This is a genomic window from Bradyrhizobium macuxiense, assembly GCF_001542415.1.
GTDB classification, from domain to species: Bacteria; Pseudomonadota; Alphaproteobacteria; order Rhizobiales; family Xanthobacteraceae; genus Bradyrhizobium; species Bradyrhizobium macuxiense.
This window is the reverse complement of sequence record NZ_LNCU01000104.1, coordinates 1-24,492: the sequence shown is the minus strand read 5'-3', so window position 1 is coordinate 24,492 and position 24,492 is coordinate 1. Positions and strand designations below refer to the sequence as shown.

The window sequence follows — 24,492 nt, the reverse complement described above, 5'->3', positions numbered from 1 at the left end:
GTCGTCCTTGCGGCTGTTAGTTCGATGCGGCGGCCAGCGGCACCGCCGGCTTGGCATCCCGAGGTTTGCCTCTGAGCGTTTCCGGCACCTTGATCGCCAGTGTCGCCAGCGCGCTGATCACGCTCATGATGATCACGTACCAGACCCAGGACAGCTTATCGCCGGTGGCGCCGATGATCCAGGTGAACACGATCTGCGCGGTGCCGCCGAAGATAGTCACGCCGAGTGCGTAGGCGATCGACAGCCCTGCGGTTCGCACCGCAGAGGGGAAGATCATCGGAATGAGGATGATGCCGGCGCCGGACGACATGGCATGCAGCGCCATCAGGCAGGCGGCCGTGATCACGAGAACCAGCGGCGAGCCGGCTGAGATCACGAGGTGCAGCGCCGGATAGAGCAGCAGCGTCACGATCAGGCGCGGGATGATCGCGACGGCTTTCACGCCGTATTTGTCCGCGAAGGCGCCGCCGACCAGCGAGAAGATCGCGCCGCTGATCGCGATCGCGAGGTTCGCAGCCATCGACCAGCCCTGGCTGTAATGCAGCGTGCTGATGGCGTAGGTCGCCGTATAGAGGAAGAAGTACTGGGTGATGGTCGCGCCTGAGATCAGGAGGATGCAGAGCGCGATCTTCTGCCAATGATTTGCCAGCACGTCGGACAGCACATGGCTCATGCTGCCATGGGCTTCCTTGGCATCCATGGTCTCGTCGAGGTTCCGGCGAATGTAATAGCCGACCGGCGCGATCAGGATGCCGAGCAGGAACGGCACCCGCCAGCCCCAGCTATCGGTGGCGCCGGGCGTGATCAGCAGCGCCAGCAACAGTCCTATCAGGCCGGAGATCATGCTTCCGAGGTTCTGGCTGGCAAGCTGCCAGCTACCGAAGAATGCCTTGCGATGCGCGGGGGCGCTTTCCAAGAGATAGGTCGTCGCCGGTCCCATCTCGCCGCCGGCGGAGAAGCCCTGCAGCAGGCGCGCGAACACCAGCAGGATAGGCGCGAGCACGCCGATCTGCTGGTAGGTCGGCAACAACCCGATCATGCCGCTGCCGACCGCCATCAGCCAGATGGTCAGCGTCATCGCGGGGCGGCGGCCGAAGCGGTCGGCATAGGCGCCGATCACGATGCCGCCCAGCGGCCGGACCACGAAGCCGACGCCGAACGTCGCCACCGCAAGCAGCAGGCTGGTGCTCGGATTTTCCGCGGGAAAGAAGGCCTTGGCGAGCCAGGTCGCGAACGCCGCGTAGACCGTGAAGTCGTAGAACTCCAGCGCATTCCCCAGGATCGCCGCGCCCACACGCATGGTCTGCGAAGGCGGCGGGTGGTCCGCTGGCATACGACTAGTTGGCATACGATTCATTAAGGCGTCCCCCTGCGTCATTTTGGCAGAGCCAACAAGCAAGAGGTGGGCCGTAATGCAATGGTCTTTCGCGCGGCGGCTTTGGATGACGGCGTTGTGGACCTGGCCGGAGTTACGGGCAGGCGCCGTGCAGTTCGTCGAGCCTAGCTCCGATCCTTCCAGGCGCTCGTCACGTCGCCGATGCTCGCGACCTCCGGTTCGCGGATGGCGGACGGGGTGCGCGAGAAGCGCGGCGCAGGCGCGGGCTGGGTCACGCCGTGGCGCTCGACGAACACCTTGCGCGCGGCCATGTGCGGATGCTTCGGCGCCTCCGCCATGGTGAGTACAGGCGCGAAGCAAATGTCGCTGCCTTCCATGATCTTGCACCAGTCGTCGCGCGTCTTGCTCTTGAAGACGTTGGTCAGCTTCTCCTTGAGCTGCGGCCACGCCTTGCGATCCATCTGCGCGTCGAAGTCGGCGTCGGTCAGGTCGGCATGCTTGCGCAGCAGCGCGTAGAATTGCGGCTCGATCGAACCGATCGAGATGAAGTTGCCGCAGGAGCATTCGTAGACGCCGTAGAAATGCGCGCCGCCGTCGAGGAAGTTCTGGTCGCGGCCGCCGCTCCAGCGGCCCTGCGCGGCCATGTCGTAGAACATCGACATCAGGGACGCGGCGCCGTCGCACATCGCGGTGTCGACTACCTGGCCCTTACCGGACTTCTGCGCTTCGAGCAGCGCGGCAAGCACGCCGACGACGAGATAGAGCGCGCCGCCGCCGAAATCGCCAACCAAGTTGAGCGGCGGCACCGGCTTCTCCTTAGTGCCGATCGCGGCGAGCGCGCCGGTGATCGAGATGTAGTTGATGTCGTGGCCGGCCGCGTGCGCGAGCGGGCCTTCCTGGCCCCAGCCGGTCATGCGGCCATAGACCAGCTTCGGATTGCGCGCGAGCACGACGTCGGGACCGAGCCCGAGGCGCTCCATCACCCCGGGACGAAAGCCTTCGATCAACGCATCGGCGTGGCTCAGCAGCTCGAGCACCTCTGATATCGCAGCCTTGTTCTTCAGGTCGAGCTCGATCACCTTGCGGCCACGCGTCGCCACCGCCTTCAGGTTCTTGCCGGCGCCGACGCGATCGAGGGTGATGACCTCGGCGCCCATGTCGGCGAGCAGCATGCAGGCGAACGGGCCGGGGCCGATGCCGGCGAATTCGACGATGCGGAAGCCGGCGAGCGGGCCGGAGGCGCGGACGGCGGTCTGGGAGGCTGGTTTATCGAGCACGTTGTTGGTCCGTTGTTGCGGGAATGTAAGAAGCGGCCGAGGTCTTGGGGTCGTGGCGGTCGGGATCGCGCAGCGTCACTTTGGCGGCGGCTGGTATGGGCAGGCAATTCCGAAAGACATGCGTTCTCCCGACCGTCCGTAGGACGGTATTTTTAATTAGCTGATTAGCTAAATTGTCTCGCCGAATGCGCGACGTGGCAAGCGTCTTTTGTCCGAAAGCGCCGGTAAAACGCGGACGGCGCGCATCGCTGCGCGCCGTCCCGAACTTGTGTTTAGACGCTATCAGCCCGCAGCGGTCACCGCGCGCTGTCCCATCACCTTGATCAGGTTGGCGCGATAATCGGCCGAGCCGTGGATGTCAGCGAGCAGCCCGTTCGACGGGATCTTTACGCTATCGAGCGCCGCGGCCGACCAATTCGTCTTCAGCGCACCCTCGATCGCCGGAACCCGCATGACGCCGCTCTGCGACGCACCGGTTGCCGCGGCGCGGACGTCGCCGGCCTTGGTCTTGGCGACGAACACGCCGGTCAAGGCAAAGCGCGAGGCCGGGTTCGGAAACTTCGCGTAGCCGGCCTTTGCGGGAACCGGGAAGGACACCGCGGTGATGATCTCGCCATCCTCAAGCGCCGTCGAGAACAGGCCCTTGAAGAAGTCGTCCGCCGCGATCGATCGCTTGTTGGTCTTGACCGTCGCGCCGAGCGCCAGCACCGCCGCCGGATAGTCCGCCGCCGGATCGTTGTTGGCGAGCGAGCCGCCGATCGTGCCGCGATAGCGCACGGCGGGATCGCCGATCATCGACGCCAGATTGGCGAGCGCCGGGATCGCCTTCCTGACCGCATCGCTTTGCGCCACATCGTAATGCGGCGTCGCGGCCTTGATGGTGACCGTGTCGCCCGACACCTCGATGCCGATCATCTCCTGCACCCTGGAGAGGTCGATCACGTCGGACGGCGCGGCGAGACGCTGCTTCATCACAGGAAGCAGGGTTTGTCCGCCGGCAAGGAATTTTGATTCCGTGCCCTTGGCGAACGTTGCTGCGGCGTCGGCGACCGAGGAAGCGCGGTGATAATTTGTCTCGTACATGACTCTTCCTCCCTCAACCGTGAATGGCGTGCCAGACGCGATCGGGCGTCGCCGGCATTTCCAGCTTGTTGTTGCCGATGGCGTCCGTGATCGCGTTGATCACGGCAGCCGAAGCGCCGATCGCGCCGGCCTCGCCGCAGCCCTTGACGCCGAGCGGATTGCCCGGACACAGCGTCGTGGTGTGGGAGAGCTGGAACGACGGCAGGTCGTCGGCGCGCGGCATGGTGTAGTCCATGAATGACGCGGTCACGAGCTGACCGGAGCCGTCATAGACTGCGCCTTCGAGCAGGGCCTGACCGATGCCCTGGGCCAGACCGCCATGCACCTGGCCTTCGACGATCATCGGGTTGATCAGCCGGCCGAAGTCGTCGGCGGCCACGAAGTTGACGAAGGAGGTCTTGCCGGTGGTGGGATCGACCTCGAGTTCGCAGATATAGGCGCCGGCCGGGAAGGTGAAGTTGGTCGGGTCGTAGAACGCCGTCTCCTTCAGACCGGGCTCCATGCCGTCAGGCAGGTTGTGCGCGGTGTAGGCGGCGAGCGCGACCATCGGCAGCGCGATCGACTTGTCGGTGCCGGTGACCTTGAACTCGCCGTTCTCGATCACGATGTCGCTCTCGGAAGCTTCGAGCGCGTGCGCCGCGATCTTCCTGGCCTTGGCCTCGACCTTCTCCATCGCCTTCACGATCGCGGTGCCGCCGACCGCGAGCGAACGCGAGCCGTAGGTGCCCATGCCGAACTGCACCTTGTCGGTGTCGCCATGGATGATCGAGACCTGGCTGAGCGGCACGCCGAGACGTTCCGCGATGATCTGGCAGAACGTCGTCTCGTGGCCCTGGCCATGGCTGTGCGAGCCGGTGAGTACCTCGATGGTGCCGACCGGGTTGACGCGGATCTCCGCCGATTCCCACAGGCCGACGCCGGCGCCGAGACTGCCGACCGCCTTCGACGGCGCAATGCCGCAGGCCTCGATGTAGCAGGAGATGCCGATGCCGCGCAGCTTGCCGTCGGCTTTCGCCTTGGCCTTGCGGGCGGGGAAGCCGGCATAGTCGATCGCCTTCATCGCGGCGTCGATCGAGGCATGGAAGTCGCCGATGTCATACGCCATGATGACAGGCGTCTGATACGGGAACTGGTTGATGAAGTTCTTCTTGCGCAGCTCGGTCGGATCGACCTTCAACTGCCGCGCCGCGGTCTCCATCATGCGTTCGATCAAATAGCTCGCTTCGGGTCGGCCGGCGCCGCGATAGGCATCGACCGGTGTGGTGTTGGTGTAGACGCCCATCACCTCCGCGTAGATCGCCGGGATCACATACTGCCCCGACAGCAGCGTTGCGTAGAGATAGGTCGGCACTGCGGAGGAGAACAGCGACATATAGGCGCCGAAATTGGCGTGGGTCTTCACCCGGAGACCAAGGATCTTGTTGTCCTTGTCGAACGCCATCTCCGCTTTCGAGACATGGTCACGGCCATGCGCGTCGGTGAGGAAGGCTTCGGAACGGTCGCCGGTCCACTTCACCGGACGGTTCACCTTCTTCGACGCCCACAGCGCCACCATCTCTTCCGGATAGATGTAGATCTTCGAGCCGAAGCCGCCGCCGACGTCGGGGGCGATCACGCGCAGCTTGTTCTCCGGCGCGATGTTGTAGAACGCCGACAGCACCAGGCGGGCGACGTGCGGATTCTGCGACGTCGTATAGAGCGTGTAGTGCTCGTCGGCCTGGTCGTAGTGAGCAATCGCCGCGCGCGGCTCCATCGCGTTGGGCACCAGGCGGTTGTTGGTGAGGTCCAGCGTCACCACATTGGCGGCCTTGCTGAACGCGTCCTTGACCGCGGCTTCGTCGCCGAGGTGCCAGTCATAGACGACGTTGCCGGGAGCCTCGGGGTGAAGCTGCGGCGCGCCGGGCTTGATCGCGGCCGCGATGTCAGGCACGGCGGGAAGCTCCTCGTAATTGACCACGACCGCTTCCGCGGCGTCCTTGGCCTGGTTCCTGGTTTCGGCGATCACGACCGCGACCGCCTGTCCGACGAAGCGCACGGTCTCCGGCGCCATCGCCGGCCACGCGCCCATTTTCATCGGCGAACCATCCTTCGAGGTGATCGCCCAACCGCAGATCAAATTGCCGACCTTGTCGTCGACGAGCTGCTGTCCGGTCAGCACCGCGATCACGCCGGGCATCTTCATGGCCTCGGCTGAATCGAGGCCCTTGACCTTGGCATGCGCATGCGGGCTACGAATGAAGTGAGCGTAGCTCATGCCCACCATCTTGATGTCGTCGACGTAACGTCCCTGTCCGGTTATGAACCGGCGATCTTCCTTGCGCACGACACGTGCGCCAATTCCTTCAACACCCATTGTCTAGTCCTCCCGACCGGAGATTTCGATTTGCCGCCGTTTCCATCGAGACCGGCGGCGATGAGCTTGATTGTGCGCGGTCCGCTATTCGGCGGCCTGCGCAACCTTCATGCGGCCGGCTGCATCGAGCACCGCCTTGACGATGTTGTGGTAGCCCGTGCAGCGGCAGATGTTGCCTTCGAGCTCGTGGCGGACGGTTTCCTCATCGAGATTGCCACCATGGCGGTGCACGATGTCGACCGCGGACATGATCATGCCGGGGGTGCAGTAGCCGCACTGAAGGCCGTGATTGTCGCGGAAGGCGGCCTGCATTGGATGCAGCTCGTCGCCCTTGGCGAGGCCTTCGATCGTGGTGACGTTGGAGCCGGCGGCCTGGCCGGCCAGCATGGTGCAGGATTTGACCGCCCGTCCATCGACGTGGACGACGCAGGCACCGCACTGGCTGGTATCGCAGCCGACATGGGTGCCGGTCAGGTTCAGGTTTTCGCGCAAGACATGCACGAGGAGGGTTCGGTCCTCAACGTCGACCGAGACCGCCCTGCCGTTTACCGTCAGTTTGACTGTAGACACGCGTTCCTCCCAAAGGTCTCATTTGTTGACCCAGTAGAGCACGCTTCATGGGGGTCGTAACCGCGATCAAAGTCGTAGTCGCGGCCTTGTCATGAGGGTGCCGGGCCTGTGTTTCGATCCTAGCAGGCAGTCCCGGGATGGGCAATTTGCTAGCGCGCGCCGAGCGCTCGAAGTGAGCGTGATGCGGGAGCGTTTCGCGACGCGTGCGATCGCCAAAACTGCTGATCGCAATGCGGCACGAACGGCCTTCGCAAGGGCTACTACCTTCCGCCTATAACGACCAAAAAGCGTTGCTGTCATTTTCGTCGCCGATGCAGCGACGAAAGATCGCGCGTTCACAAATTGGGTAGAGAGCCGCGCCCGCGACGCATCCGTCGCGGCAACGAAACCATATTGGAGGAAGCAGATGAAGCTGAGGAGCGGGACTTTCTTTGCCGGCGCGTCGCTGGTCGCGATGCTGATCGCAAGCATCGGCGCGTCGAGAGCGAATGATTCCGTCGCGAAGGCGGCGTCGGATCCCAACGGCTGGGCTATTGCGGGCCACGACTACGGCAATACGCGCTTCAGCCCCTTGAAGCAAATCAACTCCGAGAATGCCGGCAAGCTGCAGCTGGTCTATTCGATGTCGCTGGCCTCGCTGCGCTCCAACGAGTCCTCGCCGATCGTGATCGGCAAGACCCTCTACGTCTCGACCTCCTGGGGGCCGAAATACGTCTATGCGATCGATGCCGCGACCGGCGCGCGCAAATGGACCTGGCAGCCCGACATCCCCGACGACGTGCTTCAATATGCCTGCTGCGACGTCAACAATCGCGGCGTGTCCTATGCCGACGGCAAGATCTTCGTCGGCCGGCTCGACGGCAAGCTGACTGCGCTCGATGCCGAGACCGGCAAGGAGCTGTGGACCTCGACGGTCGTCGACTACAAGCAGGGTTCGGTGATCACCTCGCCGCCGCTCGTGGTCCGCGACAAGGTCATCACCGGCTTCGGCGGCGGCGAGTACGGCGTCCGCGGCTCGCTGCAGGCGTTCGATCTCAAGAACGGCAAGCTGCTCTGGCAGACCTATACCGTGCCGGCGCCCGGCGAACCCGGCAGCGACACCTGGAAGGGCGATACCGGCCTGCATGGCGGCGGTGCCGCCTGGCTGGTCGGCTCCTACGACGCCAAGTCCGACACGGTCTATTGGGGCACCAGCAATCCGGGGCCCTGGAATACCGGCGTGCGTTCCACCGGCGACGGCAATTTCGGCAAGCTGACCAATTTGTACACGGCCTCCACGCTCGCGATCGATCCGAACACCGGCAAGATCAAATGGCACATCCAGGGCACCCCGGCCGACGCCTGGGATTATGACGGCGTCAACGAACTGCTGCTCGCCGACCTCAAGATCAAGGGTGCGGAGACGCCGGTGCTGATGAAGGCGGACCGCAACGGCTTCTTCTTCGTCGCCAACCGCGAGACCGGCAAGGTGATCTCGGCCGAGAAGTACGTCTTCGCGAACTGGGCCAAGAAGTGGGACATCAACACGATGCGGGCCGAAGAAGACCCGGACAAGCGGCCCGGCCCCGGCCATCCCGCGAAGGACATCTGCCCGAACCTGATCGGCGGCAAGAACTGGCAGCCGATGTCGTACAACCCTGGGACCGGTCTCGTCTACATCCCGACCAACAATGTCTGCATGGACTGGTCGGTCAGCGACGTGAACTACAAGCGCGGCGTGTTCTATCTCGGCGCCGAATTCCCGACCAAGGGTGGTCCCGGCGGATTCCTCGGCGAGCTCGTGGCCTGGGATCCCGTCGCCAACAAGAAGGTGTGGGGTATCAAGGAAGACCTGCCCTTCAATGGCGGCACGCTGACGACGGCCGGCAATCTGGTGTTCTCGGGCAATCTGCACGGCGACTTCCGCGCCATCGATGCCAAGAACGGCAAGGTGCTGTGGAGCAAGAACCTCGGCAGCGGTATCGGCGCCGGTCCCGTGACCTACTCGGTCGACGGCAAGCAGTATGTCGCGATCGTGGTCGGGCGCACGGCGTCGATCCCGGCCTTCCTCGGTGACATCGGCAAGAAGATGACCGCCGCGGCGCCCGAGGGCGGCTCGCTGTTCGTCTTCGCAGTGCAGTAACGATCGTCGAGAACGGAGGCAGCATGTCCGTGTCCAGCATGACCCGAAACGAAGTGCGCAAGCGGTCGCGTGACGCGCGGTTGGGGCAGGCGATACGCGCCGTGCTGCTCTCCACACTATTGATGGCGCCGGCCGTGTCGGCCGGCGCCGAAGAGACCAAGCCGCTGCGCTTCTGCGCCGATCCGACCAATCTGCCGTTCTCGAGCGATGACCCGGGCAAGCCAGGCCTGTATCTCGAGATCGGCCAGGCGGTGGCCGAAAAGCTCGGCCGTGCCGTGAGCTACAAGTGGTACAAGTCCTATTTCGGCAAGCGCACGGTTCGCGAGACGCTGCTCAGCAAGCAATGCGATGCCATGGTCGGCCTGCCGCTGGTCGACGATTTCATGGGGCCTGCGGTGATCTTCTCGCAGCCGATCGCCCATGAAGGCTACGCGCTGGTCGGCGCCAAGGACTGCAAGCTCGCCGGCATCGACGATCTCAAGGGCTTGCGGGTCGCGGTACAATATGAATCGGCGCCGCAGAATCTGCTCGCGTCGCGCGACGACATCCAGAAGGTTACCGTGCTGAGCCCGGACGAGGGCATGGCGGCGCTCGCGCAGGGCAAGGTGGACGTCGCCTTCATCTGGGCGCCGGTGGCGGGTTGGCTCAACAAGACCACCTATGACGACAAGTATCAGGTCGTATCGACCGAGGGCGACGGCCTGCTCTGGAAGACCGCGATTGGATTTGCCAAGGCGTCCGGCGCATTGCGCGATGAAGTCGACGGCGTGCTGCCGTCATTGCAGCCCGAGATCGCTGCCCTGTTCGCCAAATATGGTGTTCCGAACGGCGCGCCGGTGAAGTTCGGCCAGGCGGACCGGACAACGTCGTCCACCGGGGTCAGTGAACCCACCACGGTGGGGCAGGCGACCACGACCGAGAAGCCGGTCCAGACCGCGGCAGCGACCGGAGATATCAAGGCCGGACGCGAGACCTTCAACGGCACCTGCGCCCACTGTCATGGCCCGGACGCGGTGCAGAGCGAGCGTCGCATCGACCTGCGCTTGCTGAAGAAGCGCTACGGCGCGGACATGGAAGCGACCTTCTGGAAGACGGTCCATGAGGGGCGGCCCGCGAAGGGGATGCCGTCGTGGAAGGACGTTTTTAGCGACGACGAGCTGAAAAACGTATATGCCTATCTGCAGACATTGCAGACCTCCGACTCGTCGAACTAGAGCATGATCCGGAAAAGTGTGGAGCGGTTTTCCCTCGCGACAAACGCAAAGCGTTTGCGCGGAGATCATGCTCAGACAAGAAACCAAAGCGCGATGACGGTTCAACCCAATGTCATAGCGCATTAGCCGCGCGACGGCCGCAACTTACGTACGAGGCTCCTCATGATGGGCTTCCTGATCATCGACGATCACCCATTGTTCGGTGAGGCACTTGGCAATGCCATCCGCGTCTCGCACCCGGATGCCCGCATCTACGAGGCCACCTCGATCAAGGGCGCGCTCGGCATCCTCGCCAGCGAGCCGAACATCGACCTGGCGCTGCTCGATTTGCTGCTGCCCGACGTGGTTGGCTTCTCCGGCTTCCAGAAGATCAGGGATCGCTATCCAAGGCTTCCGATCGCCATCGTGTCGAGCGAGGAGGACAAGCACACGATCCGCGAGGCGCTGGAAATGGGCGCGGTCGGCTATCTGCCGAAGTCGACCTCGCTCGGCGAACTGTCGCAGGCGATCGCGCGGGTGCTGAGCGGCTCGGTCTCGGCGCCGCGGGACTTCGTCGCGGCCGGCGCCTTGGAGCAATCGGAGACGGCGCGCACGCTGCAGGAACGGATCCAGAAGCTCACGCCGCAGCAGATCCGGGTCCTGCACCTGATCACCCGCGGTTTGCAGAACCGCGAGATCGCTGCCGAGCTCAAGCTCGCGGAGTCCACGGTGAAGGCGCATGTCACCGAGATCCTGCGCAAGCTGAAGCTGTTCAGCCGCAACAAGGCGATCATCGAACTCGGCAAGATCCCGCTTCCCGTCGCTGAAGCCTGTGCGGGTTCAAAGCCCGAGAAAGCGTCCTAGGTGCTGCGCTGCAAGGCGAGGGCATTGAACGTTCCACCTATAGGCTGGCCTGCGGCTTTGAGATAACGTCGTGCCATAATGGCTGTCATGAGCGATCCGGGAGAGGACGGCGCAGCTTTGACCACGACCGCGCCCCTGGCGGATGAGCCGCCGGTTAGCAATGCGGGTGCCCCTCGGCTGCTCATCGTCGAGGATCACCCGCTGTTCCGTGCCGCGCTGATCGGTGTGATCGGCGCAGAGTTTCCCGATGCCGAGGTACTGCAGGCGACATCGATCGACGGCGCGCTGGATGTCATCGCCGCGCGCGACGGCCTCGACCTGATCCTGCTCGATCTGTCGATGCCCGGGACGACGGGGCTGTTGGGCGCCTATCGGGTGCGCGCGGCGGCGCCGCGCAGCGCGCTCGTGATCGTATCGGCGCATGACGATTCCCGGATTATCGGCAGTGCGATCTCGCTCGGCATCTCCGGCTACATTCCGAAGTCCACGCCGAAGGCCGAGCTGGCGCGCCTGCTGCGCGGCATCCTCGAAGGGGACGTGTGCCTGCCCTCGCGCTTCCGCGATGCCGCCGCCGCCCGGAAAGGTCAGGCCGATACGCGCGAGCTGGTCCAGCATCTCGGCCAGTTCACCGCGCAGCAGCTGCGTGTGCTCGACATGATCTGCCACGGCCTGCAGAACAAGCACATTGCCTATCAGCTCGATATCTCGGTCACGACCGTAAAGGTGCATGTCTCGGAGATCCTGCGGAAGTTGAACGTGCGAAGCCGCACCGAGGCCATCATCGCATTGTCGAAGCTGGATTTCGGCAAGCATGATCACGCGCCGATTGCCGCGCCGTCGCGCGACAGCCATTCATAGCCGCGTCGCCGGCTGCTCCGCGGCGAGAAGGAACGACAGCAGCGAGCGCATCTCCGCGGGCTTGATCGGCTTCTTCAGCAATTCATGGCCGAAGGCCGACACGTCGGAGGCAGCCTTGGCGGAGTGGTCGGCGGTGACGATGATTGCCGGAACGCCGGTCTTGATCTCGTTGCGGATCACGTCGACGGCCTCGATCCCGGTCTCGCCATTGTCGAGGTGAAGGTCGGCGATGATGGCGTCCGGTACTCCATCGAGCGCCCTGATCCGTTCGAGCGCTTCGGTCTTTGAGATCGTCACCGCGACGTCGCAGCCCCACTTCTCCAGCAGGCTGGCAAGGCCCTCGGCGCTCGACAGGTCGTTCTCGATCAGCAGGATCTTCGCGCCCTCCATGCCGCCATAGCGATAATCGACGCTGGCCTGTTCGCGCGCGGGGATCGCGACGGGGTCGGCAGTGCGAGGCAGGGTGACGGAGAAGATCGAGCCCTGGCCCGGGCGCGACGTCAGCCGGATGTCGTGGCCGAGCACGTTGGCAAAGCGACGCACGATCGAGAGGCCGAGCCCAATGCCAGCCTTGTCACCGGCGCTGGCGTCGCCGCGCTGGAACTCGACAAAGATGGCCTCGCGCTGGGCTTCCGGGATTCCGGGGCCGGTGTCGTGCACCTCGATGCTGATATTGTCGCCTCTCGTGCGGCAACCCATCAGCACGCTACCGCGCTGGGTGTAGCGCAATGCATTGGCGAGCAGGTTCTGCAGGATCCGGCGTAGCATCAGCGGGTCGGAGCGGACCACGCCTGACGACGGCATGATCCGGAGCGAGAGGTTGCGCTTTGTGGCGGTCGGGCTGAACTCCTGCTGCAGTGGCTCGAACAGCGAGGCGATCGCGACCGGTCCGAATTCCGGCTTGAGCACGCCCGCATCGAGCTTGGAAATGTCGAGCAGCGTGCGCAACATGTCCTCGAGCGTCGCCAGCGAGCGGTCGATCTGGTCGGTGAGGACGACGCCCTTCGGCTCGCTCACCATCTCGGTCAGTGCAGAGAGCGTCAGCCGCGCCGCATTCAGCGGCTGCAGCAGATCGTGGGTGACGGAGACAAGCACCGATGATTTCAGCGAGCTCGCCGCCTCGGCCTGCTGTTTCGCCTGCAGCAGTCGGCCGTTGGTCTTTTCCAGGGACTGCAGCACCTGCTTGAGCTGCTGGGTACGGTCGCGCACCTGCTGATCGAGCGCAATCGCGGTTTCGAACAGCGAGAACGCATTAAGCTGCTGGTCGGTCGAGCGCTCGACGCGTGACATCAGCGCAGCGTTGATCTTGCGCAGCTTCTCGGCCTCGCGCTCGAGCGTTGCGATGTGGCTGGTCCGGGTATCGGTCATTGCGGAGCAATGGCCCGCTTGCCGATGGCGACGCCGGTCAGCGTCTGATTAACATGCATGGATCGATATTGCTCGCCATAGGTCTGAAAGCCAATCACATTGTTGCGGCGATAGAGCTCCGACATCTCGCGCGACAGTTGATGCTGCTCGACGTCGAGCCGCCGCAGCACGCATTCGAAGCCGATGAACACCGAGATCTCGCCGAGGTCATTGGTGATCTCCTGCAGCATCTCGTTGGTGGCGTCGATCGGATCGCGCTCGCGCGCCACCGTCAGCACCATGCCCTCATCGATGGCGCAGAAGAACTGTAATGACCCGTCCGCGTTGGTGCGCTGGATCGATCGCGCGTAGTAGGCGCCGCCGACGCGGACCAGCAAGGGGTGCGCGGCGAAGGAAAACAGTTCGAGCTTGCTGTCGCTGAGGCCGACCGCGCGCGAATATTCCAGCGCGGCGGGCTCGGCGTTGATCTCCTTGACGATCCGCCGCTCGATGTCGGCGTCGGTCACAACCATCTTGGTCGCGGTCGGCTCGAAGTGATCGCATTTGAACAGGCGAAACGGCAGCCGGGTCCTGATCAGGATCACCACCGCGGCATCGGTGTAGGCCTTGCCGTTATGGAAGACCCATGACTTCTCGAAGCGCAGGCCGTCACCGGCGGAGCCGCCGACGATCGGGATGTCTCCGAGAGAAGCGTAGATCGCCGACATGATGGTTTCTTCGCGCTGGCACATGCCGTCGATGAACAGCAGCCCGAACGATTCGTCAGCGGGGTCGCATTGCTCAGTGCATTGCGCGAATTCCTGCTGCAGCTCGGTGCAGATCGAACGGCCGCGATCGACACGGAAGGTCGCGAGATCAAGCAGCGGGCGGGCGGCGATCACGAAGTCCGCGGCGTTGAAGCCCATCGCGACCACGCTGTCCTCGTCCCAGCCGCCCGGCGAAAGCTCGCCGGCCGTGGTGCAGCCAAAGATCGGAGTGTCGGGCATCCGGCGCGACAGCTCGGCGATGAAGATTTCGGGGTCGTAGAACGGCGAGACGAAGACGGTGACCATCGCGAGCTTGGCACTTGCCAATTGACGGGCGATCTCGTCCGCGGCTTCCCGCGCTCCGTCGGTCTTTGCCTGCGCCACGACAATACTGTCGGCTGCACTGCCGTGCTTCTCCGCCAAGGGCTTTCTCCCAGACCAGGTCTCTTTATTCTTCTTTTCTTGTTGGCGCGGGTGGGCCCGCACATACCGCGACGGTGGCTCAAGCCTGAGGCAAACGAGGCGCCGTCGGGACGTTCGATAACTGTGTCGTAGAGGGAAGCATCATTGGCCGGCCAAGCTGCCGGCACGTCTGTTCGACGCAAGCGCCAATCGCGCCGTCCGACGCAATGACATGGGACGCCTCCCTGTGTTTTCCCTGTCGCGGGCAGCGACCGGGGGCTACTTATAAAGAGTCTAAATTAAAGGGACCGGCTTTCCCGTCAATCGCGAATGCGGGGGACCAAGGTCGTAGGAGGCGCGCCCCCGGCTGGTCTGGAATGCCACGGGCCGGCAGAGCCGTTTGCCTGTATTGCGGGACGATCAGGCGGCGCGTTCGGTCGCCTCGAGTTCCGCGACCTCGTCATCGCTGAACACCCGGCTACGGGTCAGGAAACGGACGCCTTCCGGCGCCTCCAGCGAGAAACCGGCACCGCGACCGGGCACCACGTCGATGATGAGCTGGGTATGGCACCAGTATTCGAACTGGGCGGCGCCGATATAGAAGTCGCAGCCGGCGATCTGGCCGAGATGCACGTCCTGGCCGCCCACCCGGAATTCGTTGGCGGGGTAGCACATCGGCGCGCTGCCGTCACAGCAGCCGCCGGATTGGTGAAACATCAGCGGGCCGTGCAGCGCCTTCAGCCGCGCGATCATCTCTTCGGCCTTCGGAGTGACTTCGACCCGGGCAACCATCGTCCTGCTCCCGTTCATTGGGTTCGGAGTGATGTCGTGACCGTTGCGGGACGCTGAATTCGCGCGCCGCAACGGCCGGGAAGTGGGCGGGCGTGCCCAGGGAGGACAGGGCACGCCCGCGTGCTCGCCGCCGGCTCAGAAGAATCCGAGCGCGTTCGGCGAGTAGCTGACCAGCATGTTCTTGGTCTGTTGATAGTGCGACAGCATCTTCAGATGGTTCTCGCGACCGATGCCGGACTGCTTGTAACCACCGAACGCCGCATGTGCGGGATAGAGGTGGTAGCAATTGGTCCAGACCCGGCCGGCCTGGATGGCGCGGCCGAAGCGGTAGGCGCGGGTGCCGTTGCGGGTCCAGACGCCGGCGCCGAGGCCGTAGAGGGAATCATTGGCGATCGCCAGCGCTTCCTCCTCGTCGTTGAATTTGGTCACCGACACGACCGGGCCGAAGATCTCCTCCTGGAAGATCCGCATCTTGTTGCGGCCTTCGAACACCGTCGGCTCGATGTAATAGCCCTCGGCGAGCTCGCCATCGAGACTGGCCCGTTTGCCGCCGGCGAGGACCTTGGCACCTTCCTTCCGGCCGATGTCGAAATAAGACAGAATCTTCTCGACCTGGTCGTTCGAGGCCTGCGCGCCGAGCATGGTCGTGGGATCGAGCGGATGGCCCTGCTTGATCTTTTCGACGCGCTTCAACGCACGCTCCATGAAGCGGTCGTAGATCTTGGCGTCGACCAGAGCGCGGCTCGGGCAGGTGCAGACCTCGCCCTGGTTCAGCGCGAACATCGCGAAGCCTTCCATGCATTTGTCGAAATAGGCGTCGTCCTCGTCCATCACGTCGGCGAAGAAGATGTTGGGTGACTTGCCGCCGAGCTCGAGCGTCACCGGGATGATGTTCTCGGAGGCGTACTGCATGATCAACCGGCCGGTGGTGGTCTCGCCGGTGAACGCGACCTTGGCGACGCGCTTGCTCTGGGCCAGCGGCTTGCCGGCCTCGACACCGAAGCCGTTGACGACGTTGACGACACCAGGCGGGATGACGTCCGCGAGCAGCTCCATCAGCACCAGGATGCTGACCGGGGTCTGCTCGGCCGGCTTGATGACGACGCAATTGCCGGCGGCGAGCGCCGGCGCAAGCTTCCAGGTCGCCATCAGCAGCGGGAAGTTCCAGGGAATGATCTGCCCGACCACGCCGAGCGGCTCGAGGAAGTGGTAGGCGACGGTGTCGTGATCGATCTCCGACATCGTGCCTTCCTGCGCGCGGATCACGCCGGCGAAGTAGCGGAAATGATCGACCGCGAGCGGCATGTCGGCGTGGGTCGTTTCTCGGATCGGCTTGCCGTTGTCGAGCGTCTCGACCATCGCCAGCAAGTCGAGATTGGTCTCGATGACGTCGGCGATCTTGTTGAGGATTCTGGCGCGCTCGGTGACCGAGGTCTTGCCCCAGGCGTCCCTGGCCTTGTGCGCGGCGTCGAGCGCGAGCTCGATATCCTCCGACGTCGACCGCGCCACCTGGCACAGCCGCTTGCCCGTCACCGGGCTCGGATTGTCGAAATATTGACCCTTGGTCGGAGCGACCCACTTTCCGCCGATGAAGTTCTCGAACTTGTCGCGGATCAGCTTGGTCCCTGTCACCTTCGCAAGTGCTTCCTGATACATCGCTTCCTCCGTTATCGCCGGCGCTTGACTCTGCGCGTTCAAGCCTTGGTCCGGACGGTATCGGACACTGCGATATATACGGTCGAATACAACGTGGACCAAGGTAGTAGGTGCACGCCTGAGCAGTCTCGCCGAGCGGCAGGGCCCCCGAGAGCCGCCTGCCGCCGGTTCCGACGATCGTGCCGAAACGGGGCCAGGGTGCATCGGCGCCCGCTATCCATTCTTCCGTGCATTTACGTAGCCTTATTGTTTCTCCCTTAGTTTGCCGCTCCGGGTCCGGGGCGGGGGTGCTGCCGGATACCGCGCGGTTTTCAGAATGAAGACGAGGGTTGGAATGTCGGGGCTCAAGCGATCGCGTTCGATCAAATTCCCAACCCTCAGGTTCCGCGCCAAGATCATGCTCGGCTTTGCCGTGACCCTGGCGCTGTCGGCGGCCAGCATGGGCTTTGCCTATATGGGCTTCGAGCGGGTCTCGGCCGGCGTCGCCTCCTACCGCCAGAGCGTCGCGGAGGCCGACCTTGCCCGCAACATCGACCGCGAGCTGATCTCCTACCGTTCGCTGGCGCGCTACTTCGTGGTCACCGGCAAGGAGGACGACGCCAAGGCGGCGCTCGCCGCCGAGGCCAGCCTGAAGGACGCCATCCTGGCCGCGATGAAGGGCACCACCAACCCGGCCCGGCTCGATCAGGTCACCAAGCTGGAGCGCGAATTCCGCGCCTTTTCCAAGATCTTTGCTGAGATCATCAAGCTGAAGGACGAGAGCGCGCTGACCGCGCAGAACAATCTCAATCGCAGCGCCAACTCGATGCGCTACAAGCTCGACGATCTCCCGAGCAATGCCGACGATTCGGAGCTGCAATCGATCCAGTTCGGCTCCAAGAAGGTCGCCGACCAGTTCCAGGCGGCGACTGCGCTTGCCAACATGTTCGTCGTCAATGCCGACAAGTCGGTCGCAACCAGCGCGATGGCGCGGCTGAAGTTCGTCGAGAACTCGCTGCGTGCGCTCTCCTCGAAGAACGAGCGGATCACCCAGGGGCTGAAGGAAGTCGCAGGCCTGCTCGACGAGTACCGGCAAGCGCTCGCGAAGCTGATCGAGAATTCGAAATCCATCGATGAGCTGACGGTCGAGATGACGGAATCCGCCACCGCCATCAGCCAGGGTTCGGCTGCGATGAAGGCCGATCTGCTCGCTGACCAGAAGCGGCTCGAGAACGAAGCGCATGCCACGATCGGCGAGACCGAGCGGCTGATCCTGATGCTGGCCGCCGGCGGCTTCGTGCTGGGCCTTGCCTGGGCGTTCCTGCTCGGCAAGGGGATTTCGCGGCCGATCGCGGCCATGTGCGCCGCGATGCGTGAGCTCGCGGCGGGCAATTTCGATGTCGTGCTGCCCGGCCTCGGCCGCCGCGACGAACTCGGCGAGATGGCCGGCGCGGTGGAGGAGTTCAAGCTCCAGGCGATCGCCAAGGCCGAGCGCGACGCCGCGACCCAGGAAGCGCAGAACAAGGCCAGCGCTGCCGCCCGGCGCGGCGAGCTGATCCGCTTCGCCGACGAATTCGAGGCCGCCGTCGGCTCGATCGTCTCCAACGTGTCGGCCTCCGCCGTGCAACTCGAATCGGCCGCCGGCACGCTGACGCGGACCGCGGAGACCACGCAGAATCTTTCCAGCCAGGTCGCCGGCGCGTCCGAGGAGGCGTCCAGCAACATGCAGTCGGTCGCGTCCGCCACCGAGGAGCTCTCCGCTTCGGTCGACGAGATCGGCCGGCGCGCCAAGGAGTCGAGCCAGATCGCCGATGCTGCCGTGCGCCAGGCCGAGCAGACCGACGCGCGGATCGGCAAGCTGTCGCGCGCCGCGCAGGAGATCGGCGACGTGGTCAAGCTGATTACGGCGATTGCCGAGCAGACCAACTTGCTGGCACTGAACGCCACCATCGAGGCCGCACGCGCGGGCGATGCCGGCCGCGGCTTCGCAGTCGTCGCATCCGAGGTGAAGTCGCTGGCGAGTCAGACCGCCCGGGCCACCGAGGAGATTTCCAGCCATATCTCGGGCATGCAGGCGGCGACGCAGGAGTCGGTCGCGGCGATCAAGGAGATCGGCGGCACCATCGGCCAGATCTCCGGTATCGCGACCAACATTGCGAGCTCGGTCGAGCAGCAGAGTTCGGCAACGCAGGAGATCGCCCGCAGCGTACAGAACGTCGCGGTCGGTACGCAGGAGGCCGCCGCCAGCGTCACCCAGGTCAATCGCGGTGCGACCGAGACCGGCGCTGCCTCCGAAGAGGTGTTGAACTCGGCCCGCTCGCTGTCGGTCGAGAGCACGCGGCTCCGCGAAGAGCTCGACCGCTTCATGGCGAACATTCGCGCGGCATAGGCTCATCGCAATCGTGCTGGCTTTTGCCGAGACGACTGAGATCAGTCGCGGCCGAATTGGCGCTTCAGTTCGCCTTTGGCGCGTTCGAGCCGCGCGCGTTGCGCTTGCGGCAGCGTCTTGCCAGCGCGGTTGATATAGAAGGTCAGCATCGACAGCGCGGATCGATAGGCTCCGCTCTTGCGGCGCTTGCTCTGTTCGGCCGACCGCTTCAACGACGCGGCGATCTTCTTCGCGCTGGTCTGCTTGAACACGCCGCGCTTGAGATCGAGCGCGTCGCTCTCTCGCGTCACCCGTTGTGACCAGCGGTTGGACGGCGTCTTTCGTGCTGCGGTCTTGCGCCGTGTCGTGCCAGTCTTCCGTGTCCCGGATTTGCGCGCGGTGTTCCGTGTGGCCTGCTTGCGTGCCGCCATGGTGGACTCCCTGGTGTCTCGGCGAGCAACAGGGGTCGGCACGTTCCGTTCCTGCCATCCGACGAGGGAACCCCTGCTCGGCGCGTGCGTTGTCGCTGCGTGGCGGGCATCCGGTTTGCCGCAATTCTGGGAGTGTGAACCTTGGAGCATTTCGTTCCAGGGTTTTGCTCATTGGCCAGGCTTGATGACTCTGCAGCAGACACAGCTCAGCACTGCGACGACGGAAGCGCCGGCGGCGGCGGCGGAGAACCACGACCGCATCATCGAGACCTCGATTCCGCTGCGTCTCGACAATCTGCACTGGAGCGGGTTCCACACCCGCGTGGTGCTGGCGCTCGGCATCACCTGGATCCTTGACGGGCTGGAGGTGACGCTCGCCGGCGCATTGTCGGGCGCGCTGAAGGACAGCCCGACGATGCGGTTCTCGAATGCCGATGTCGGTTTTGCCAGCAGCGCCTACCTCGCCGGCGCGGTGCTCGGCGCGCTCGGCTTCGGCTGGCTCACCGACCGCATTGGACGCAAGAAGCTGTTCTTCATCACGCTCGCGCTCTATCTCTCAGCGACCGCAGCGACCGCGCTGTCGTGGAGCGTCGCGAGCTATGCGCTGTTTCGCTTTCTCACCGGTGCTGGCATCGGCGGCGAATACACCGCGATCAATTCGACCATCCAGGAGCTGGTGCCGGCGCGCTATCGCGGCTGGACCGACCTCGTCATCAACGGCAGTTTCTGGATCGGCGCTGCGATCGGCGCTGCAAGCGCGATCGTCCTGCTGGACCCTGCGGTGCTTGCGCCGGATCACGGCTGGCGGATCGCCTATTTCACCGGCGCCGTGCTCGGCCTCGTCGTGCTCTTCATGCGGATGTGGATTCCCGAAAGCCCGCGCTGGCTGATGATCCACGGCCGCCCCGACGAGGCCCACAGGATCGTCGCCGGCATCGAGACCTCCGTCCTCGGCCACGAGCAGGCGAGCGGCGATTTCGACAAGATCAAGATCCGGATGCGCGATCACACGCCGCTGCGCGAGGTCGCAGCCACATTGTTCTCCACCTATCGGCAACGCTCGCTGGTCGGGCTGGCGCTGATGGCGGCGCAGGCGTTCTTCTACAATGCGATCTTCTTCACCTTCGCGCTGGTGCTGACCGACTTCTTCGGGATCCCCGCCAGCGATGTCGGCTGGTACATCCTGCCCTTCGCCGCCGGCAATTTCCTCGGGCCGTTGCTGCTCGGCCGCCTGTTCGACACGCTCGGCCGCCGCACCATGATCACGCTGACCTATGGCGTGTCCGGCATGCTGCTGGCGCTGTCCGGCTATCTGTTCTCGATCGGCGCGCTCAGTGCGCAGACCCAGACGATTGCCTGGATGGTGATCTTCTTCTTTGCCTCGCCGGCCGCGAGCGCGGCCTACCTCACCGTCAGCGAGACCTTTCCGCTCGAGGTCCGCGCGCTCGCGATCGCCGTGTTCTATGCAATCGGTACCGGTATCGGCGGGGTGGTGGGGCCCGCGCTGTTCGGCGTGCTGATCGATACCGGATCGCGCAACAGTGTCTTTGCCGGTTACCTTCTGGGGGCGGCGCTCATGATCGCGGCCGCGGCCGTCGCGTGGCGTTATGCCGTCGCGGCCGAGCGAAAATCGCTCGAATCTGTCGCTCGCCCGCTTGCAGTTGTGGAGTAGAATGAGATGAAGCATGACGTAGCCGAAATGCCCGTGGATGATGACATTGCCCCTGACGAGGCGGCGCCGGACAAGGCGCCGGCATCGTTGATTCCACCGCTCGGCGAGACCGCGGTGCTGCTCGATATCGACGGCACTTTGCTCGATTTCGCGCCGACGCCGCGCGAGGTGTGGGTGCCGCCGGAACTGGCGCAGACCTTGAGGCTGTTGCACGAGCGGACCGGCGGCGCGCTGGCGCTGGTCAGCGGCCGCTCGCTCAACGACATCGATCTGATCTTCGCGCCGGATCTGTTTCCCGCCATCGGCGGCCACGGTGCCGAGATGCGGCTGCATCCCGATAGCGAGGCGGTCGCCGCGCACGCCCCGCCGCTCGACAAGGAATTGAAGCGCCGTCTTGCTGCGATCGCCAAGCTCAGCCCCGGTATCCTGCTCGAGGACAAGGGGTACTCGCTGGCGCTGCATTACCGGCTCGCGCCGCATGCGGAGAAGGCGATCTATGAAGCGGTGTCGCTGATCCGCGCTGATCTGCCGAACGCTCCGATCGAGGTGCTGCCGGGCAAGAGCGTCTGCGAGATCAAGCAGGCGGGCTTCACCAAGGCGAGCGGCGTGCTTGAGCTGATGACGCATGAGCCGTTCAAGGGGCGGCGTCCGTTCTTCATCGGCGACGACGTTACCGACGACAGCGTGTTCGCGATCATGCCTGACTACGACGGACTCTCATTCTCCGTGGGCCGCCGCGCCGCCGACGTCGCGGGGCAATTCGGCGCACCGAGCGATGTGCGCGCATTCCTCGCGCAACTGCTCGATCGGTGACGGAGGGCCTGTAGGCCTGTCCTAACCGGATCGCAGCATCTCGGCACCTTTGAATCGATTGCGGTGCTTTTGCGTCGCGAGCTATGCCTCGCGCGCATTTTTGTTTTCGCGAGTTCCTGCGAGTTCCCTCTGTCTTCGCCGAAATTTGGTTTCAATTGGGAGATTCCTTGGTCAGGAACCATCTTGATGAATGGTTGTTAATACGCGAGTTGACCAACAGGAGGGGACCTGGTGAACCTCGTCGTCGTTTCGAACCGCGTGGCGCGCGGTAAACCCAATGAACCCATGACGGGGGGGCTGGCTGCGGCATTATTGCCGGTAGTGGAAAAGACAGGGGCAATATGGGTTGGTTCCAGCGGGCGTGTCCGCGATGGGAGCCTGAAGGAACCTTTTGCGGAGGTCGAAGCTCTCGGCGCGGGCGCGCTGGCGATGCTCGACCTGCCGGCGGCGCATTACGGCGGCTATTACGAAGGTTTCGCCAATTCGGCGTTGTGGCCCGCTTTGCATTCACGCGCCGATCTGATTCGCGCCTCGCAGAGCGACTATGCGAGCTATCGCGAGGTGAACGCCTTCATGGCGCGCGCGCTGTTGCGATTCCGCAAGCCCGATTCCGTGTTCTGGATTCAGGACTATCATTTCCTCGCGCTCGGCGCCGAGCTGCGCGATCTCGGCGTAGCGCAGCCGATCGGCTTCTTCCTGCATACGCCGTGGCCGACGCGCGCGGTGATCTCAGGCGTGCCGAACCACCGTGCGCTGATCGAGGCGATGCTTGCCTATGATCTGATCGGCTTCCAGACCGGGGAGGATTGCGAGAACTTCCTGGCCTATGTGCGGTTCGACCTCGGCCTTGCGGTTCGCGACGGCATCATTACCTCGTCGTCCGGCCGCACGCGCGCCGCGGTGTTTCCGATCGGCATCGATCCCGAGCGGTTCGCACAGCAGGCCACCAAGGCGATGACGCATCCCGACGTGACGCGGCTGCGGCGCAGCCTCAACGGCGAGAAGCTCGCGATCGGCGTCGATCGGCTCGATTATTCCAAGGGTCTCGGCAATCGCATCAAGGCGTTCGACAAGATGTGGACGCTGTACCCGAACCTCAGGCGTTCGGTGTCGCTGTTGCAGATCGCAACGCCCTCGCGCGGAGGGATCGAGGCCTACGGCAATCTGCAGAGCGAGATCGCCAAGCTCGTCACCGACGTCAACGGCGTGCATGGCGAGGTGGACTGGACGCCGATCCGCTATCTCAACAAGGGTTTTGGCCAGGGCGTGCTCGCGGGCCTCTATCGCACCGCGCAGGTCGGCGTGGTGACGCCGCTGCAGGACGGCATGAACCTCGTCGCCAAGGAATATGTCGCCGCGCAAAACCCGGCCGATCCCGGCGTGCTGGTGCTGTCGAAATTCGCCGGCGCCGCCAATGAGCTCGACGCCGCACTGCTGGTCAATCCGCACGACATCGACGGCATGGCGCGTACGATTGCTTGGGCGCTCGCGATGCCGTTGAGCGAACGGCGGACGCGTTGGGACGCGATGATGGCGAAACTCAACAGCCACACCATCCAGCAATGGTTCGCCGACTTCATCGAAGCCCTGCAGAACACGCATGATACGGGCGATACCGTGCTGCCGGAGCCGCCGACTGTGTGGCCGCGCCGCGCATCGGATGTCGCGGCGCGATACCACTGAGCGACCTGCCGTCGTCGGCAGGCCGCACTCACACTCGCTGACGCGGACGCAACGGATATGCCGTCGTCCCTACGGATCGGCTTCGCGGGCGCCGCGGAGCGTGTGCTGCGAAGGATACGCCGTCGCGACGCGTAACGGTCGTGTCGTGCTTCGGGGCGGCGGCGTTGCGGCCTCGCCAGCATGACGGCTCGCTCTTCCTCTATTCACAAATCAAACAGCCTATCGCGATGTCATCACCCGCCCATGCGCATGCGGGCGATCCAGTATTCCAGAGGCGGCTGTGCTTGAGCCGAGGGGCCGCGGCGTACTGGATCGCCCGGTCCCGTCTACGCCAAGGCTTCGACGAGGCCACAAATCCTTGGCACGCCGAAGCTTTAGCGGAGGCGGCAAGCCGGGCGATGACAGTTGTGGGGCTCTCTCCAGTCGTCGTCCCTGCGAAAGCAGGGACCCATACTCCGCGGCTTGTGTTGTGAAGGGGACTCGTCGTTCCTGCATCGCTCAGGAATGAACTTCGGTGGTTATGGGTCCCTGCTTTCGCAGGGACGACACTGAGTGTGTTGCGCCGCCGGTGAGACAAACATCTGCATTCTCGCGACACGAATTGTCCGAGTCTTGCATTTCGTTCCGCCCTCTCCTCAAGCAGAGGGCGCAGGGAAAGCCGGGTGCCGATCGCACCCATGGGTCCCGTGCAAAATAGTAAGCACGGGAGGTAGGACCACAGGTGTAACCGGAAACACTCCGGCTTTCCCTGCGCGATGGTTTACGGCTTATACGGGCTCTCCCCGGTGAGACTGGGCTCTTTTGTCACCGCCGTTGCAAGACGCAATGGCGTCTTGCAACAGGACACCTGCCACTAGGGCGTCAGGCCTGCACGACTTCGCCGTCCGCCTCATACGTGCTCGTCAGTCACGCAATCGGCGTCCACC

The 24,492-nt window shown here is 64.3% G+C and carries 18 protein-coding genes; 8 read left to right on the top strand and 10 right to left on the bottom strand.

What is annotated here, in order from left to right:
- Positions 1–16 precede the first annotated feature (16 nt).
- The 5 genes from AS156_RS30870 to AS156_RS30850 form a co-directional block, all read right to left on the bottom strand.
- Positions 17–1,300: an MFS transporter gene (locus tag AS156_RS30870; RefSeq protein ID WP_210184223.1), complete on the bottom strand. Its 1,284-nt coding sequence runs from the start codon at positions 1,298–1,300 to the stop codon at positions 17–19.
- Between the two features lie 200 nt (positions 1,301–1,500).
- Positions 1,501–2,613 (bottom strand): CaiB/BaiF CoA transferase family protein, encoded by a 1,113-nt coding sequence (locus AS156_RS30865; protein WP_066512823.1) that lies wholly within the window; start codon positions 2,611–2,613, stop codon positions 1,501–1,503.
- Positions 2,614–2,895: 282 nt separating this feature from the next.
- Positions 2,896–3,696: an FAD binding domain-containing protein gene (locus tag AS156_RS30860; protein ID WP_066512819.1), complete on the bottom strand. Its 801-nt coding sequence runs from the start codon at positions 3,694–3,696 to the stop codon at positions 2,896–2,898.
- 13 nt (positions 3,697–3,709) lie between these two features.
- On the bottom strand, positions 3,710–6,049 hold the full coding sequence (locus tag AS156_RS30855) for a xanthine dehydrogenase family protein molybdopterin-binding subunit (protein WP_066512814.1): 2,340 nt from the start codon (positions 6,047–6,049) through the stop codon (positions 3,710–3,712).
- A gap of 84 nt (positions 6,050–6,133) precedes the next feature.
- A complete protein-coding gene (locus tag AS156_RS30850) occupies positions 6,134–6,619 on the bottom strand; it encodes a (2Fe-2S)-binding protein (RefSeq protein ID WP_066512812.1) in 486 nt (161 codons plus the stop codon).
- Between the two features lie 406 nt (positions 6,620–7,025).
- Between AS156_RS30850 and AS156_RS30845 the strand changes: the two genes are divergently transcribed.
- From AS156_RS30845 to AS156_RS30830, 4 genes are all read left to right on the top strand, one after another.
- Positions 7,026–8,741 (top strand): PQQ-dependent dehydrogenase, methanol/ethanol family, encoded by a 1,716-nt coding sequence (locus tag AS156_RS30845; protein ID WP_066512810.1) that lies wholly within the window; start codon positions 7,026–7,028, stop codon positions 8,739–8,741.
- Between the two features lie 23 nt (positions 8,742–8,764).
- On the top strand, positions 8,765–9,955 hold the full coding sequence (locus AS156_RS30840; RefSeq protein WP_082747838.1) for a c-type cytochrome: 1,191 nt from the start codon (positions 8,765–8,767) through the stop codon (positions 9,953–9,955).
- A 162-nt stretch (positions 9,956–10,117) separates the two neighbouring features.
- On the top strand, positions 10,118–10,798 hold the full coding sequence (locus tag AS156_RS30835) for a response regulator (protein ID WP_066512809.1): 681 nt from the start codon (positions 10,118–10,120) through the stop codon (positions 10,796–10,798).
- Between the two features lie 87 nt (positions 10,799–10,885).
- Positions 10,886–11,656 carry a LuxR C-terminal-related transcriptional regulator gene (locus AS156_RS30830; RefSeq protein ID WP_245313146.1) on the top strand — a complete coding sequence of 257 codons (771 nt, stop codon included), beginning with the start codon at positions 10,886–10,888 and terminating at the stop codon, positions 11,654–11,656.
- On the opposite strand, the gene AS156_RS30825 is transcribed toward AS156_RS30830, so the two are convergent.
- From AS156_RS30825 to exaC, 4 genes are all read right to left on the bottom strand, one after another.
- Positions 11,651–13,024 carry an ATP-binding response regulator gene (locus AS156_RS30825; RefSeq protein WP_066512803.1) on the bottom strand — a complete coding sequence of 458 codons (1,374 nt, stop codon included), beginning with the start codon at positions 13,022–13,024 and terminating at the stop codon, positions 11,651–11,653. The genes AS156_RS30830 and AS156_RS30825 overlap by 6 nt on opposite strands.
- Positions 13,021–14,193, bottom strand: a complete 1,173-nt coding sequence (locus AS156_RS30820; protein ID WP_066512799.1) for an FIST N-terminal domain-containing protein — start codon at positions 14,191–14,193, stop codon at positions 13,021–13,023. Before AS156_RS30820 ends, AS156_RS30825 begins: the two co-directional genes overlap by 4 nt.
- Positions 14,194–14,592: 399 nt before the next feature.
- Positions 14,593–14,964 (bottom strand): DUF779 domain-containing protein, encoded by a 372-nt coding sequence (locus tag AS156_RS30815; RefSeq protein WP_066512796.1) that lies wholly within the window; start codon positions 14,962–14,964, stop codon positions 14,593–14,595.
- 135 nt (positions 14,965–15,099) lie between these two features.
- Positions 15,100–16,620: an acetaldehyde dehydrogenase ExaC gene (gene exaC, locus AS156_RS30810; protein WP_066512794.1), complete on the bottom strand. Its 1,521-nt coding sequence runs from the start codon at positions 16,618–16,620 to the stop codon at positions 15,100–15,102.
- A 334-nt stretch (positions 16,621–16,954) separates the two neighbouring features.
- Here exaC and AS156_RS30805 point away from each other — a divergent pair, with 334 nt between their 5' ends.
- Positions 16,955–18,988 carry a methyl-accepting chemotaxis protein gene (locus tag AS156_RS30805; RefSeq protein WP_066512790.1) on the top strand — a complete coding sequence of 678 codons (2,034 nt, stop codon included), beginning with the start codon at positions 16,955–16,957 and terminating at the stop codon, positions 18,986–18,988.
- A 41-nt stretch (positions 18,989–19,029) separates the two neighbouring features.
- On the opposite strand, the gene AS156_RS30800 is transcribed toward AS156_RS30805, so the two are convergent.
- The gene (locus tag AS156_RS30800; protein ID WP_082747837.1) at positions 19,030–19,398 is read right to left on the bottom strand and encodes a DUF3175 domain-containing protein; all 369 of its coding nucleotides are present in this window, start codon (positions 19,396–19,398) and stop codon (positions 19,030–19,032) included.
- Between the two features lie 184 nt (positions 19,399–19,582).
- Here AS156_RS30800 and AS156_RS30795 point away from each other — a divergent pair, with 184 nt between their 5' ends.
- The 3 genes from AS156_RS30795 (at position 19,583) to AS156_RS30785 (ending at position 23,566) form a co-directional block, all read left to right on the top strand.
- The gene (locus AS156_RS30795; protein ID WP_066512788.1) at positions 19,583–21,070 is read left to right on the top strand and encodes an MFS transporter; all 1,488 of its coding nucleotides are present in this window, start codon (positions 19,583–19,585) and stop codon (positions 21,068–21,070) included.
- Positions 21,071–21,076: 6 nt separating this feature from the next.
- Complete coding sequence (gene otsB / locus AS156_RS30790; RefSeq protein ID WP_066512786.1) at positions 21,077–21,883, top strand: trehalose-phosphatase; 807 nt, start codon at positions 21,077–21,079, stop codon at positions 21,881–21,883.
- A 231-nt stretch (positions 21,884–22,114) separates the two neighbouring features.
- The gene (locus AS156_RS30785) at positions 22,115–23,566 is read left to right on the top strand and encodes a trehalose-6-phosphate synthase (protein ID WP_066512785.1); all 1,452 of its coding nucleotides are present in this window, start codon (positions 22,115–22,117) and stop codon (positions 23,564–23,566) included.
- The last annotated feature ends 926 nt before the right edge of the window (positions 23,567–24,492 follow it).

Excerpts from the sequence above, each read along its gene's own strand:
- AS156_RS30815 (WP_066512796.1), bottom strand. The coding sequence starts at position 14,964 with ATGGTTGCCCGGGTCGAAGTCACTCCGAAGGCCGAAGAGATGATCGCG.
- AS156_RS30825 (WP_066512803.1), bottom strand. The coding sequence starts at position 13,024 with ATGACCGATACCCGGACCAGCCACATCGCAACGCTCGAGCGCGAGGCC.
- AS156_RS30805 (WP_066512790.1), top strand. The coding sequence starts at position 16,955 with ATGTCGGGGCTCAAGCGATCGCGTTCGATCAAATTCCCAACCCTCAGG.
- AS156_RS30840 (WP_082747838.1), top strand. The coding sequence starts at position 8,765 with ATGTCCGTGTCCAGCATGACCCGAAACGAAGTGCGCAAGCGGTCGCGT.
- AS156_RS30845 (WP_066512810.1), top strand. The coding sequence starts at position 7,026 with ATGAAGCTGAGGAGCGGGACTTTCTTTGCCGGCGCGTCGCTGGTCGCG.
- AS156_RS30855 (WP_066512814.1), bottom strand. The coding sequence starts at position 6,049 with ATGGGTGTTGAAGGAATTGGCGCACGTGTCGTGCGCAAGGAAGATCGC.
- AS156_RS30835 (WP_066512809.1), top strand. The coding sequence starts at position 10,118 with ATGATGGGCTTCCTGATCATCGACGATCACCCATTGTTCGGTGAGGCA.
- AS156_RS30795 (WP_066512788.1), top strand. The coding sequence starts at position 19,583 with ATGACTCTGCAGCAGACACAGCTCAGCACTGCGACGACGGAAGCGCCG.
- AS156_RS30800 (WP_082747837.1), bottom strand. The coding sequence starts at position 19,398 with ATGGCGGCACGCAAGCAGGCCACACGGAACACCGCGCGCAAATCCGGG.
- AS156_RS30860 (WP_066512819.1), bottom strand. The coding sequence starts at position 3,696 with ATGTACGAGACAAATTATCACCGCGCTTCCTCGGTCGCCGACGCCGCA.
- otsB (WP_066512786.1), top strand. The coding sequence starts at position 21,077 with ATGAAGCATGACGTAGCCGAAATGCCCGTGGATGATGACATTGCCCCT.
- AS156_RS30830 (WP_245313146.1), top strand. The coding sequence starts at position 10,886 with ATGAGCGATCCGGGAGAGGACGGCGCAGCTTTGACCACGACCGCGCCC.
- exaC (WP_066512794.1), bottom strand. The coding sequence starts at position 16,620 with ATGTATCAGGAAGCACTTGCGAAGGTGACAGGGACCAAGCTGATCCGC.
- AS156_RS30870 (WP_210184223.1), bottom strand. The coding sequence starts at position 1,300 with ATGCGTGTGGGCGCGGCGATCCTGGGGAATGCGCTGGAGTTCTACGAC.